This is a genomic window from Leptospira mtsangambouensis (genome assembly GCF_004770475.1).
Taxonomy (GTDB): Bacteria; Spirochaetota; Leptospiria; order Leptospirales; family Leptospiraceae; genus Leptospira_A; species Leptospira_A mtsangambouensis.
In genome coordinates, this window is the sequence record NZ_RQHK01000017.1 from 63312 (window position 1) to 77504 (window position 14193).

Below are 14193 nucleotides of genomic sequence, written 5' to 3' on the forward strand. Positions count from 1 at the left end.
GTTTTGACGGATCAATCGAAAATTCAAAACTTCTAACCATTCAGGCAGGAATTCATGAGACAAAATCATTATTTAGTCATTGGAGGATCGGGAGAGGCGGGCCAAAGTGCCATCACTTGCCTAAAAGAGAAGGATCCATCTGCTTATATCATAACATCGACTACAACAAATGAACCTGTGTCGAATGCCGATCTTACATTTTTCGATAAATCAGCTACGCAAGGACTTTCCAAAAAAATCCAAGAGGATCTACAAAATCATAAGATTCAGCCCAATTTTAAAGCCATCATTTATACTCCAGCTCTCGGTGAGGTAGGGTTCCCCATCATTGAAAGTACTCCCAAACAAATCGAAGATACTTTAGGAATCAGTTTTTATCCTCTTTTGGAGTTGGAAGAAACTTTCAATCCAGAACTTTCAGTTGCTTATTCCGCATTTTATTGGTTGAGTCATACTCTGTCTTTTTATGGTTCGATGGGAATCGCTAAATACAAAGGTGACCTTTGGGCTTTGGCAAATCCCCAAAAAAGAAAAATTGTAAGGGCAGGAACATTTTTCTCAAAGAGTGTTCGAGGGATATCCATTGTCCTCCAACGGACAATGAAAAAAACAAATAATCCTGACCTTCTAACATTAAAAAGTCGGTATGAAAACTCAGACCAAAAATTTTTGGACTTTTTTCTTTCTTATGCTTGGGAACATGAAAAGGAAAGCTTTCAAAAACAATTTGAAACACCATATCGCCCAACAGAACGGGAAGATTTAGGTCGCGGCCTAGGCCTCGCCTTGGATTCGACAGAACCCATTGTTACAGTTCTCGGAGATTGGACTTGGAAAGAAACTGAACTCCCCCAAGTTCCTAGTTGGTTCAAACAATTCTAGTTGTAAGTTTTGATCTTCTTTTCCTAAATAGACCAATCGGTATACATGAGGTGTTTTATGCGTCGATTGATGTTTCGTAAAAAAGGTATCTTAGAATGGGAAGAGACCCAACCACTTACAATCACCGGTGAAAACCAAGTCATTATAGAACCCATTGCCATTGCCCGTTGCGATTTGGATTTACCCATTCTTCGGGGAGAAACTCTATTTCGTGCACCGTTTCCTGTGGGCCATGAGTTTATAGGCAAAATCAAATCTGTCTCAGAAGACCTAACCCATTTATATTCGAAGGGAATGAATGTAGCAAGTTCCTTTCAAATTTTTTGTGGAACCTGCCCTGCTTGCCTGAACCATCATTCCAATTCCTGCGAATCTGTTCCTTACACTTCAGGATTTGGAATGCCACCAGGCGCTCATTCCTTTGGCGGTGCCATTGCTGATGAAATCAAAATTCCATTCGCCAAACAAATGCTACTTGAGATTGATCAAAAAATCAATCCAGTAGGAATTGCTAGCCTTAGTGACAATATTGCTGAAGTTTGGAAACTTGCAGGTAGATTTTTAAACAAAAAAAAAGATCCAAACGTTTTGGTTGTTGGCGGACATGCAGGAAGTATTGGACTTTATACAGCTTTATTTCTCCACCAAACAAAGAAAGCTGAAGTGATGTATGTTGATACAAATCCCATGCGAATTCAATTGGCAGAATCCTTAGGAATCCCTGTAGAACATTTTGCCCAATTTCCAAAACCAACAAAAAAGTATGATTTGGTTTGTGATGCATCAGCTGACAAATCAGGTTGGGATTTTGCAGTCCGCTCTTTGGGACGAAATGCTATTTTTAGTTCAGCGTCTATCTTTTGGACGAACCAATGGGAAATTCCATATCTTGAAATGTACAACCAAGGTGTCGAAATCCATTTGGGACGAGTGGAGTCCAAAGATTCCATGGAGGCGTTGTATCCTTACATTCAGTCTGGTGAATTTACTCCAGAAAAAATTGTTACAAACCAAGTTTCCTTTGATGACGCCAAGGATGCTTGGTTAGAAGAATCAATCAAACTTGTGATTACAAAATGAACTAAGTCCAATCTATATGAAAAATTTTACTCTTTATTTTATGAAAAATCAAATTCCAAATCGTAATTTTTCGGTTTGGATTTTTTTTATCCTGATCCATTTTTTGATCCAAAACTTATTTGCTGATTCCATTCAAGAACGTTTTCCTCCTCCCAAAGAATTCAAAAGAGTCAATTACCCAAATCATAGTTTTGCGAGTTTTTTACAAAACTATCCTTTAAAACCGAAAGGAAGTCCAGTCCATCTCTTTGATGGAAGGACAAAAACCAATGAGGTCCATGTTGCTGTTTTAGATTTTCCTCTCCTCAATGCCGACTTAATCCAATGTGCAGATGCAGTGATGAAACTACGTGCTGAATATTTTTATTCCTTAAAACAATATGAAGAGATTCATTTTAAAATCAGCAATGGGTTGGATGTTGGATTTCCGAGGTTTGTCAAAGGTGAAAGAGTCCAAGTGAATGGAAACAAAACCCATTGGAAAACAGGCAAGTTCAAAAAGGGAGTTGGAAGAGATGTATTTGAAGAGTATTTAAAATTTATATATAGTTATGCCGGAACCATTTCCTTAAAATCTGAATTAAAGAAAAAACAAATTTCTGACTTAAAACCAGGAGACGTTTGGATTGAGGCCGGTTCCCCTGGACATGTAGTAATGGTTGTAGACCAAACAATAGGAAAAGATGGACAAACTTTATTTCTTTTGGCACAAAGTTATATGCCTTCACAAGAAATGCATATTCTAAAGTCAGAAAGTAAATATTCCCCTTGGTTTGAAATTCCACAAAACCAAACTTTTTCGACGCCAGAATGGGAATTTCCTACAAAAGAAATTTATGGATTTGTAAAATGAAATATTGGATCATCAGTTTTATATTATTAACAAGCACAAACATCTTCCCTGAAAGTTATGAAGAAGAAGTCATCCAATCTATTGAGTCAATTCGTACAATCAAAGCATCCGACGACAAAAGTGAAATTGAAAATTTTAATTCACTAATGGATTCAAACTGGAAAAAATTTTCCGAAAAAAAATCCACCTCACTTCCCATCATCCGAACAAAACTAAAAGATGAATTATCTTCTAATTCACCAAACCAAATGGTGTTACTCGATTTAAGCTGGTATTTGGCACTTTATAATCCAGAAGAAGAACAAATTGATCTCATCAAAAAAGCATATGAAACGATTGATTTTCAAAGTCCAATTATCATACAAAATACACAACAATACTTTCGTTTGGCATTATTCCTAAGTGAAAAACAAACTCCAGACTTTCTATTCTCAATTGACAAAAGATTTTTACAAAATGAAAGTAAGTCTTTTTTTATTGCGCAACATATTGCCACGGTGGATGCACATGCACAAAGAACCCATCTTTACGGAGTCTATGGTAACCAAAGTGTTCCACATTTACTTAAAATTCTCAAATCAGAGCCGAACCCAAAACTTAGACAATCAATTACCAGCATCTTAAGAAGAATTTGTACACCAGAATGTGCAAACGATATCTATACAATGTTAGAAACAGAGAATGACCACATCACCTTTGTGAATGAAACTTACATTCTGCTTGATAATGCTGGTCCAATTGGAAAAGAACTGTATCTAAAACTAAAACCAAAACCAAAATCTCTTTCTAAAGAAACGGAAAACTATTTTTTTAGTGAACAAAATTATGTAAAAAACCAAAGTTATGATTTTTTAATTGCAAAATTAAAAAAGAAATATGGAGAAAGTTCCAACAATTTTTCTGATTCCAAACTGATGAATGAAATAGAAAAAATGATTCAAAATAAAGGTGAGTCTCACACAATTCATCCGTTGGATTTTTTTTCAAATTCGATTAATCATCAAATTTTGATTAATAAACTTATCGAAGCTCGTAGAAAGTGTTTCTTAAGAATCAACCATCACGGTATGCAAGACATTGATATCAATAATTTCATCCTAAACACACTCTACTATAAAGAACAAATACCCAATGAATCAAATTAAAAATATTGCCGTCTACTGCGGATCCGCACCCGGATTTGATCCCAACTTTATGACCGCAGCATACGAATTAGGTGAATATATGGCCACTCAAAATATTGGCCTGGTATATGGCGGAGCCAGCGTAGGTTTAATGGGAGCAGTAGCCAACGGCTGTTTGTCAAAAAATGGATCGGTAACGGGAATACTTCCCAAATTTTTGAAAAAGAAAGAAATCGAACATAGTGGACTCGGTAAACTAATTCTCGTAGACAGTATGCACGAAAGAAAACGAAAGATGTTTGATTTGTCGGACTCCTTTGTCGTATTACCAGGCGGTTTTGGTACCATGGAAGAGTTTTTTGAAGTGATCACATGGTCTCAGTTAGGTTTACATCACAAACCCGTTGTTTTATTGAATTGGAATGGATTTTATAACCCACTGGTCCAAATGTTCCAAACCATGGTGGAATCTGGTTTTTTAAAAAAAGAAAATATGAATCTCGTGCTAATCCTAAATGAAACGAAGGACTTACTCTCTCATTTACAAAACTATTCTCCCTCTAAGACAGAGAAATGGTTGTCGGAAGATGCCATCTAATGGAGATTCACTGGCAAGGGTCACAGAAGACAATGCTCTCAAGGTTGCATACAAAACAGTTTCTAAAATCACTTTCGCTCATCATAGGTCTTTCCCTCTCTATCGGATTGTTCCCATCCCTTTTTGCCAATCCCGACCAATTTTACGGGGATATTTACTACGTCGACACGGTCAGCCAAAATCGAAACCGGACACAACAAAAACCAGACCTCCACGTTCCTACCGTTCCCGCCAAACAAGATATAACGGTCTTCTCCAATATGCCCACGGACAAAACCGCTTACCCATATATCCAAACAACGATTAACTTTGTCGAAGGCCATCTGTCCTTAAAGGCATTTTTATCAGATGGAACGGAAGTCGCATATTCCACAAGAGGGGAACACCTTCGTTACTCCAAATGTTACGGTGACTTGTGTATCATTGTCTCCCAGAAAAACCTGTTAGGTGTGAGTAATACAAGCACTGAATGGGAAAAGGGACATATCTTTGGGGAAGAACGATACGAAGTGGCAATGGGTCACAAAGCGGCCCTTGTTGCAAGTGATCGCAAACTTTACATATACAACAGTTATACGAACCATTGGGAAACCATTAGCCTCGAACAAGAAACCCTGAGTGCCTTTGCCAACCTATATGATAAAGTGGCCATCATCACATCCCGCCGTATCATTGTGATGGACCTCACCACCGAGATGCAATACGAACAAAATTTACTCCTCCGACAGGTTTATCAATTTGAAATGCGAGATGGGTTTATTAATTTTTATTCTGGTAGTAAACTATGGATGTTTCGCCACCAAACAGAGGAATTCGAAGAAGTCGATTTGACTGATTAAATTAAGAACACAGTTGTCTAAATTTCACACATTTGTAAGCATATAAAATCATAAAACCAATTCATGAGATTTACCTTACCGATAATAATTGTATCGCAATTTTTATGTACGTCACTTTGGTTTGCAGGAAACTCAATTATTTCGGACTTAGCCAATGATTTACACCTCGAACATCACTTTTTGGCTAACCTAACAAGTTCAATACAGCTTGGATTCATTATCGGTACATTAGTATTCGCAATATTTAATATTTCCGATCGTCTTTCTCCATCATTAGTGTTTTTCATTTGTTCACTTTTGGCTGGACTTTTTAATCTCGGAATGACATTAAAATCAATCCAACCTATAGAAATTCTTTCATTCCGACTTTTAACTGGTTTCTTTCTTGCTGGAATCTACCCCGTTGGTATGAAAATAGCATCTGACTACTTCCAAGTTGGTCTCGGAAAATCTTTAGGTTTCTTGGTTGGTGCATTAGTATTTGGAACTGCCTTTCCTCATTTATTAAAAATTTTTACAATCGGATTCCCATGGAGGTATGTTTTGTATGTAACCACAACTTTGTCGTTATGCGGTGGATTGAGTATTTTGTTTTTTGTTCCCGATGGACCTTATCGCAAATTTGGTCAAAAATTAAAATTTGCTGCATTTACAAATGCATTCAGGAATAAAAATTTTCGTGCAGCTTCCTTTGGTTATTTCGGACATATGTGGGAACTATATGCTTTATGGACTTCTATCCCAATGATTCTGATTTCATATAACAGAAATTATCCGAATTTAAATTTGAATGTACCATTACTTTCGTTTTTGATCATAGGATCTGGAGCCATAGCTTGTGTTTTCAGTGGATTGTTTTCCACGCGATTTGGTGCAAGAAAGATTGCTACTATATCACTCTTTTTATCTTGTTTATGTTGTTTGACTTCTCCATTTTTTTTGTCATCTGAATCAGTTGTTTTATTAATCATATTTTTATTTTTTTGGGGGCTCGTAGTCATCGCAGATTCACCAATGTTCTCAACACTTGTGGCTGGGAATGCTCCGGAAGATTCAAGAGGATCTGCATTGACAATAGTAAATTGTATTGGATTTTCAATCACGATTGTAAGCATCCAACTGATCAGTTTTTTCACAGAAAAAATCAATTTTCAATATCTTTACTTAATACTTGCCATAGGCCCCATCTTCGGCCTCTTCGCTTTATTAGGCAGGAAAAAAGAGGGCGCCTCACTTTGATTTGTCGTTTAAATATCCCGCTATGGCTTGACCGCGCTTTCCGCTCCAATCTTTCCGATTTGATTTGTTACAAATATCTTTTCTCTCCGGAAAGGATTTCCGCTACAATCGCTGGCGCGGGGATTTGTACAGACATAGAAGAAAGATAGTCTAAACCAATGCAAAGGACTTAAAACTAAGATTATTTCATCTATATCCATTAACCTCCTTTAACACCTGTAAAATATCGACCTTCTCTCCTTTGGATTGAATCACAAAAGAAGAAATACAATTTTGCGATAATGTTTTTTGAATTTTGACTTTGATCCCGTTCGATTCAAAAACAAAAGAAACATCCTCTTGTTTAAAACCTAAATGTAAAAAACCATTTCGTATTTCCTCTGGATTTGCCGTCTCTAAAATAAACGATTCCATTTCCCAAAGTGAAGTTTTAGATTGTTCTTCGAATTTTTTTCGTAAATCATCACTTTTATATTCAATAAAGAAAGTTTGGAAATCTCCCAAAAAACGATCCAACATTACAATTTCCGAGATGACTACCTCTTCATTCTTTGCATTAACAACTTTTTGCTCCATAACATGAGAAACAGTAAATTCTAAATTTTCTAATTCACGTTTGGTAGTAGTTAAATCTAATTCGGATTGTAATGCAAATCCTACAAATTGATTGATTAGAAAATTCGTTTCCTCTTTCTCTGTTTTGTTTTCATACCAAAGGATTTCCAGAATTCCATTTTGGAAGGCAAACATCCCACTCTGGAAGGGTCCATAATTTGTTAAAGGTATTAGCGTGGTTAACTGAAATCGGTTTTTTAAAAACTGAAATGTTTTTTCTGGTTCGGAAGAATAAAGAAGGAAATGGTCGAATTTGGAAATCATGACAATCCTATGTTTTATATATTGCGAAGAAACAACGATTCTAGTTTTGGTTCCATGCAATTACTTTTACACCGGGAGAATAATGGTATAAAGAAGGATGATTGAAGTCTAGGTAGTCATTAAACTTCTGATACTTTATTTCTAAATTTTTTAAATCGCAATGATATAATTCCCAAGGTTTATGATGAACCTCTAATGGATTTGGATTTTCAGAATTATCTTTGTACAAACAATATCTTTCCGTTAACCATAAATAGATCCCTTTCAAATTTTCATTTTTCTTTCCAATGGTAAAATCAATTTTTATTTGGCTTCGTTTCCCATTCAAATAGCAAAAGTTAGGTGACCTTTCTATTTTAGAATGTTCATAAGGCAAACCTGATAAAAGTTTTGCCAAAACTGTCGGAATTAATTTTTCTGCTTCAATACTTAAAAAATAGACACCTGGTTTGTTTTTATGTTTTACATATGTTCGTAAATTCACTTCATGAAAATTGGAAAAATACCGAATAGGAAACGAATTTCTAATATGAATTTGATTCATTGTAAAAGCCACAACGGAAACGAAGTAAGATCCTTCAAAAGAATCCAATTCTAAAAAATCGGGAACCAATTTCCTCAAATCTTTCTCTTGAATTTGGTAATGTAAAAATAGAACATCATTCCATTCCTGATACCAAAACCAATTCCTATTTGGCATTTCCCAAGGCCTGTGTTTTTTGTATGATATGATATCTTTGATTTCTTCTTTCATTGGTTTATCCGCAAAGTTCGATTGAGCTACATGATATAATTTGTTCATCTTTATTTGGCAATAAGAGAAAGCACAAAAATGCACTCTCCTCCCGTCTAACCTCCAATGTTTCCCGAAAGACCTGTTTGGATTTGGAAGGGTGATCCACAATTTGCCTTGTTGCAACTGGTCCTTCTTGTTCTTTTCTTTTATCTAAGCTTTCGGGCCAGTGCTTACCTTACACATAGAATGGAACTGATCCGTATGCACAGCAAACGACTCGATCGGTTGGCATTTCGAGCAGGTTGCAACAGGGAGGAAAGAAACCTCCTCCAATCCTTCTACTCCCAACTAGATCGCCGCCATCGTGTTTTACTGGCACACAACCACGCAAAAGAATACCTCCGCCAACATTTGCTTCAATATATATCTTCTTTGGAAACAAATGATTTTCCCAGTTTCCTTTCTTTGGTCGCAAAATTCCTAGGAACGGCAAACGACCCAAGACCAATTTTTGGCCTTCCTGAATTTGCCATCGTACAATCTGGGCAAAGGACTTATTTCGCACAAGTGGTTGATCCAGGCCTCGGAGAAGTCCGACTGAAATTGGGAGTCCAAGGAGCAAACCTTCCCAAGGTGGCAAACGTGAAGGTCACTGTTTTTCGAAACCCCAAAGGACTCCAAACCATTCAGGGAGAGGCCCGGTGGGAGCAACCGGCCTCACTTTATTTCCTTCCGACCCACTCGCATTGAAAAATTGACCAAATTCGATTCGCGCTTGAAAGATTCTTTCGAATAAAATTAATGTGACATAAGTCCATGAAGTGGAATCGCATCAACCAAAATGACGAATTGTTTTCCCTACTCTTCGTATTCCTGTTTTCCTTTACTTCCCTAATTTGGAACGGCAACTTCATGGTAAGAGGGATTGCCAGCTTTCAGGGTGTAGGCGACTTTTTTTCTGGGTCCTTTGATTCCTTTGGATCTTTGATCAAAAGTAGTTATAACAAACTCGAGTCTTTTGAGCGGGTCAGAGAAGAGCGCGATTCTTGTTTGAACGTCATGGAAGAATACCGCCAACTTTCCAAAGATGTAGAAAGATTGAAGGCAGAAAATGCCATTCTCAGACAAGAGTTAAACTTTCCTCTTCATTTAGATTACCCTTCCGTAAGAGCAGAAGTACTGAGTGTTCGTTTGAATGCTATTTATAGAACCATCATCATCAACAAAGGATCGGAAGAAGGAATCAAACCGTATATGCCTGTTGTGGCTCGTTCCCTCGACGAAAAAGGGAAATTCACAGAAGCCCTCGTTGGTAAAATCATAGCCGTTTCCAAAGGATCTGCGGTCATCCAACCCATCATCAATTCCAATTTTTCTATGGGAGTTGCCATTCCAGGAACCAACCTTTGGGCATCACTTAACGGAAACAGTGGTCGCGGAACAGATGTTTTGTTAGACTATATTGATTCCGGAATTGTGATCGATCCAAAAGCCATCGGCAATTTCCCTATGGGTCCTAACCCTCCACCTACTTCAGCAGGTACAATGTTTACGGAAGGATTTAGTAAAATTGGTAAGGCTGTGTTTAGTTCCGGCGGATCAGGAGTTTTCCCACCAGGAATTCCAGTAGGAACCATCATCGAAGAAGGACCAAGGAATGGATCCTTTAAAACTGCCATCTTACGTCCGTTTGTTGAGTTTGATAAACTTTTACATGTGATTGTTTTGAAAAAACAACCTGAAAAATGGAGAGAAGAGTGGCCGGCGGAAAAAACAATTCAAATTGACGGTCCTTATTTCGGTGAAATCGATTTTCCAAAAGAAAAAGATTATAATAAAAAAGGAAAAGAACCAGAAAAAAGACAAGGTAACTTTCCTTCTACTTTCGGAACTCCCCAATACACAAAACCATCTGTGAATGCAACTGTACCTGATTCTACTCCTACTACCCCATCCACTCCTTCCACACAAGAAGGCCCTAAGGAGGTGGCACCATGATTTTAGATAAACTATTTATCATCATAGGATTATTACTCTCCCACTTCCTCAACGGATCGAATGTGTTTGAATTAGGAAATGCCATTCGACCAGACTTTATGGTCATCTTCGTTGTCTTTTTTGCATTAAGGAAAGGACCACTTTATGGACTATGGTTAGGATTTTTTGGAGGGCTTCTCACCGATACATCGCTAGGTGGTGAAATCGGCGGAGACAATATTGTTTATTACAAAATTGGACTCCATTCTTTTTCTTATGCCATCATTGGTTACATTGTTGGAAAAGTAATGAGAAGTTCCTATACAGAGAACTATATTTCAATTACGATTTATATTCTAGGATTTACTTTAGTTTCAAGACTCATTACATATCTTTTGTTTTTGATGTTCTTTCACTCGAACCAAAGTTATTCCTTTTTGTATGTTTCATTGTACAATGCATTCATTGGACCAGCACTATTCTTTTTATTTTCTTGGGCTTTCCGATTGGATGCAGACGAGGTTAGGCAATGAGCCAATCGGCATCTGAATTTCGTTTAGAAACAAGTTTCCGCAAACGGCTGTATTTTTTTACGGGGATGGTTGTGTTCACACTCACCGCTTACATCCTTCAATTGTTTAATCTACAAATTGTCCAAGGAAGCGAAAACTCATTAAAGGCCGAACGTTTTGTCCGAAGAAGTGAGTCCATTCCCGCTGACCGTGGAAATATTTTTGATAGAAACTTTCTCACGCCAGAAACAAGCCAACCATTGGTTTCCAATTCTGCCTCTCTAGATGTAATCCTTAATACAAGTTTACTCAAAAACGATCCAAGAAAAGTAAAAGATTTTATTTACAAATTCTGCGAAGCGCTTTCCATCCCCATTGTTTATTACGAAAAAGAACTCCAAGACTCGCGGATGATCAAAAAAATTCGTTCACGCGAACCTTTTGTACTTTTAGAGGGAATTTCACGGGAACAACAAGAACGAATCCTTGTCCTCGATAACATAAACAAATATGTGTATTTGGTTTCTTCACCTGCACGTGTGTATCATATGGGTCCTGCCCTTTCCCATGTGACAGGTTATGTGGGGAAACCAACAACCAGCGATTTACAAGAAAAAGAAATCAAAACCTACCAACTCATTGGAAAAGGTGGGATCGAATCCCTATACGATACAACCTTACGTGGCCAAGATGGATTTAGAATCCAAAAAAGAAACACGGAAGGAAATATTGAAGAAGAACGTGTCATTGAACATTCTGTCCCTGGTAATAATTTAATTTTAACCATTGACCGTGATATGCAAATTGCCGCCTATCGTGCGTTAAAAGGTGTTCGTGGAACGGTTCTTGCCATCAAAGCAACCACAGGTGAAGTGTTAGCAATGGCATCCAATCCATCTTATGATCCCAATATCCTTTCCGGAAAAAATAAATTGGATCGTTCCAACCATTTCACTCGCGTGACGAACAATGGTGGTTTTTTAAATTTAGCCATTCAATCTAGGTTCCCACCAGCTTCAACTTTCAAAACGTTAGTGGGTCTTGCGGCTATGGAAAGCGAACATAAAATCAATTATGATCCAAAACAAACATTTTCCTGCCCTGCAAGTTTCACTCTCAAGTCAACCTTCAAAGGTGTTCCTGACCAAGTGTTTTACAACTGGGATAAAAAAAATCACGGCGAACTCAATTTAGCACAAGCATTAGAAAAATCTAACTCAGTATACTTTTATCAGTTAGGTTACAAATTAGGAGCGGAACCGATTCTCGCCTATTCACGGTTATTTGGTCTAGACAAAAAAACAGGTATTGACCTTCCAGGGGAAGCAACAGGATTCATTCCAAGTTCTGATTGGAAAAAAAGAACTTATGGAAACAAGTGGTTCGATGGTGATACGGTCAACCTTTCCATTGGGCAGGGTTTTATTTCTGTAACTCCGATTGAGATGGCACTTTTTTATATGGCTGTTGTTAACAACGGAAAAATCTATAAACCTTATGTTGTTTCAGAGATTAGGAGCCCTCTCGATAATTCTTTGATCCAAAAAACGGAACCAACCATACTCAGAGACATCCCTCTAAAAAAATCCACTGTCGAAGCACTGAAAGAAGGATTGTATTTGGTTGGTTATTCAGGTACTGCATCTGGTGTTCTCAACTCACCAACACTTCCAGAAATTGCAGGAAAAACGGGAACGGCACAAACAAGAAGAAGAGGAGCTTCCTCATCTAACCATGCTTGGTTCATTGGATATGCTCCAGTGAATGCGCCACCCGAAAAACAAATATTAGTTGCTGCCTTCGTAGAATATGGTGTGGGTGGTGCGGCCTCTGCGGCTCCAGCAGCTCGTGAAGTATTCAAAGCGGCTTTCCCACCAGGTTCTTTCCCAAGAACAGATAGGTCCCGTGCCAAATCAATGGAAGAAGAAGCACCGGTAGAACAAGAGGCATTTTAATGGCAGATCGTAATACAGAAAAACTAGATTTTTTTCTTATCTTCTCTGTTGTCCTTGTGGCAATGGCAGGAGTTCTTACCCTATACACACAAGAAGCAAACACTGCGGATGGACTTGGGCGCTGGTACAAACAGTTTACCTTCGTGTTTGTGGGACTCATCTCCATGTGGTTTATGTCAAGGATCAATTACCAGTTGATTGGTTCTTATGCACTCTTTATCTATATCTTCTCAATTGTTTTACTTGTGCTTACTTTAATTCCTGGAATTGGATACCTTCCTTCTGGTCGTGGTGCACGTTCTTGGTTAAAACTAGGACCCATCACTCTCCAAGCCTCCGAGTTTTCAAAACTAGCAACCGTAATCCTTCTTGGCCAGTATTTGGTATTAAAAGAAAAAGAAATGCACAAAATCACGGTGCTTATCATTCCATTTATCATTTGTTTGGTGCCGATGCTTTTTATCATTCTGCAGCCAGACTTTGGAACAGCAGTTTCATTTTTACCAATGTTGTTTACAATGTTATACTTAGGTGGGGCCGACATTTTACACGTTGGATCCTTACTTACATTTGGTGGAATTTCACTGATGGTTCCCATGTACCTTGCGTACTCACAACTAACACTCATCCAACCACTCATTGATTTACTTCGTAAAGATAACAAAGTGGAACTTGTCTCCATCGTAAACCAACTCCAAGGTAAAATTTGGTTAATTTTAGATGGGAAAAAAGTATCTGGACTCACTTTGCCTGGAATTGAGAACCCAAAAAATTTGCAGATGATCCGGGAAGCCGCAGAAATTGTCAAAGATGAATATGCGAGTGTCGGATATAAGATTTTATCAAACGAAGCGTTTATGTTTGGCCTGGGTGGGACACTGGCTCTCATTAGTCTTGTGATGATTTTTATCCGGATTGCTCGTGGTTCCAAACACTTAAGAAACTACTACATCACCATTGGAATTTTAGGACTCTCCATCCTTTCTGCTATTGCCGTTCACAAATCCATTCCTTTCCGAGAAAACCAGGTCATCCGTCTCACTGCCTTTCTCAATCCTGACCAGTTCAAACAGGGTGCAGGTTACCAACTTCGAGCTTCCAAACCCGCTGTTGGCTCAGGAAAGGTTTTTGGAAAAGGGTTATTTCATGGAGAGATGACCGAAGGGCGCGTTCCCCATGTTCCCGAATCGGGAACAGATTTTATCTTTGCTTCTTGGGCAGAACAAACTGGATTTTTTGGAAGTGTTCTTCTTCTATTTTTCCTTATGTCCATCCCACTCAGAGGACTCCAAATTAGTTTTGAAAGTAAAGACAGGTTCGGATCCCTTCTTGCCGCCGGGATTGTAGCCATGATCTTTTTTCATATTGCCATTAACGTGGGAATTGTAATTGGACTTCTCCCCGTAACAGGTGTTCCACTCACGTTTATGAGTTATGGTGGGTCGCATTTGGTGATGGCAATGACGGCCGTTGGAATTATTTTATCCATAAAAAAACGTAAGTTTGCAAACTAAGATCC

At 38.1% G+C, this 14193-nt stretch carries 14 protein-coding genes; 12 read left to right on the top strand and 2 right to left on the bottom strand.

Features of this window, described 5'->3' with window-relative positions; translation table 11 throughout:
- The first annotated feature begins 54 nt into the window (after positions 1–54).
- The 7 genes from EHR01_RS12695 (at position 55) to EHR01_RS12725 (ending at position 6615) form a co-directional block, all read left to right on the top strand.
- The gene (locus EHR01_RS12695; RefSeq protein WP_135695137.1) at positions 55–882 is read left to right on the top strand and encodes a hypothetical protein; all 828 of its coding nucleotides are present in this window, start codon (positions 55–57) and stop codon (positions 880–882) included.
- A 57-nt stretch (positions 883–939) separates the two neighbouring features.
- Entirely contained in the window at positions 940–1962 is a 1023-nt protein-coding gene (locus tag EHR01_RS12700; RefSeq protein WP_135695138.1) for a zinc-dependent alcohol dehydrogenase, read from the top strand.
- 16 nt (positions 1963–1978) lie between these two features.
- Positions 1979–2815 carry a DUF4846 domain-containing protein gene (locus EHR01_RS12705; RefSeq protein WP_135695139.1) on the top strand — a complete coding sequence of 279 codons (837 nt, stop codon included), beginning with the start codon at positions 1979–1981 and terminating at the stop codon, positions 2813–2815.
- Complete coding sequence (locus EHR01_RS12710; RefSeq protein WP_135695140.1) at positions 2812–3960, top strand: HEAT repeat domain-containing protein; 1149 nt, start codon at positions 2812–2814, stop codon at positions 3958–3960. Before EHR01_RS12705 ends, EHR01_RS12710 begins: the two co-directional genes overlap by 4 nt.
- Positions 3947–4537 (top strand): LOG family protein, encoded by a 591-nt coding sequence (locus EHR01_RS12715; RefSeq protein ID WP_135695141.1) that lies wholly within the window; start codon positions 3947–3949, stop codon positions 4535–4537. Before EHR01_RS12710 ends, EHR01_RS12715 begins: the two co-directional genes overlap by 14 nt.
- Before the next feature lie 32 nt (positions 4538–4569).
- Positions 4570–5376, top strand: a complete 807-nt coding sequence (locus tag EHR01_RS12720) for a hypothetical protein (RefSeq protein ID WP_135695142.1) — start codon at positions 4570–4572, stop codon at positions 5374–5376.
- A gap of 63 nt (positions 5377–5439) precedes the next feature.
- On the top strand, positions 5440–6615 hold the full coding sequence (locus EHR01_RS12725; protein ID WP_135695143.1) for an MFS transporter: 1176 nt from the start codon (positions 5440–5442) through the stop codon (positions 6613–6615).
- A gap of 186 nt (positions 6616–6801) precedes the next feature.
- On the opposite strand, the gene EHR01_RS12730 is transcribed toward EHR01_RS12725, so the two are convergent.
- Both EHR01_RS12730 and EHR01_RS12735 read right to left on the bottom strand, forming a co-directional pair.
- Positions 6802–7494, bottom strand: coding sequence for a hypothetical protein (locus EHR01_RS12730; protein ID WP_135695144.1), 693 nt, complete (start codon positions 7492–7494; stop codon positions 6802–6804).
- Between the two features lie 40 nt (positions 7495–7534).
- On the bottom strand, positions 7535–8248 hold the full coding sequence (locus EHR01_RS12735; protein ID WP_135695145.1) for a YqjF family protein: 714 nt from the start codon (positions 8246–8248) through the stop codon (positions 7535–7537).
- 105 nt (positions 8249–8353) lie between these two features.
- Between EHR01_RS12735 and EHR01_RS12740 the strand changes: the two genes are divergently transcribed.
- From EHR01_RS12740 to rodA, 5 genes are all read left to right on the top strand, one after another.
- Entirely contained in the window at positions 8354–8980 is a 627-nt protein-coding gene (locus EHR01_RS12740; protein WP_135695146.1) for a hypothetical protein, read from the top strand.
- Positions 8981–9046: 66 nt separating this feature from the next.
- Positions 9047–10228, top strand: coding sequence for a rod shape-determining protein MreC (gene mreC, locus EHR01_RS12745; protein ID WP_135695147.1), 1182 nt, complete (start codon positions 9047–9049; stop codon positions 10226–10228).
- Entirely contained in the window at positions 10225–10740 is a 516-nt protein-coding gene (gene mreD / locus EHR01_RS12750) for a rod shape-determining protein MreD (RefSeq protein ID WP_135695148.1), read from the top strand. The genes mreC and mreD overlap by 4 nt, the downstream gene beginning before the upstream one ends.
- On the top strand, positions 10737–12674 hold the full coding sequence (gene mrdA, locus EHR01_RS12755) for a penicillin-binding protein 2 (RefSeq protein WP_135695149.1): 1938 nt from the start codon (positions 10737–10739) through the stop codon (positions 12672–12674). Before mreD ends, mrdA begins: the two co-directional genes overlap by 4 nt.
- A complete protein-coding gene (gene rodA / locus EHR01_RS12760) occupies positions 12674–14188 on the top strand; it encodes a rod shape-determining protein RodA (RefSeq protein WP_135695150.1) in 1515 nt (504 codons plus the stop codon). The genes mrdA and rodA overlap by 1 nt, the downstream gene beginning before the upstream one ends.
- Positions 14189–14193: the final 5 nt, after the last annotated feature.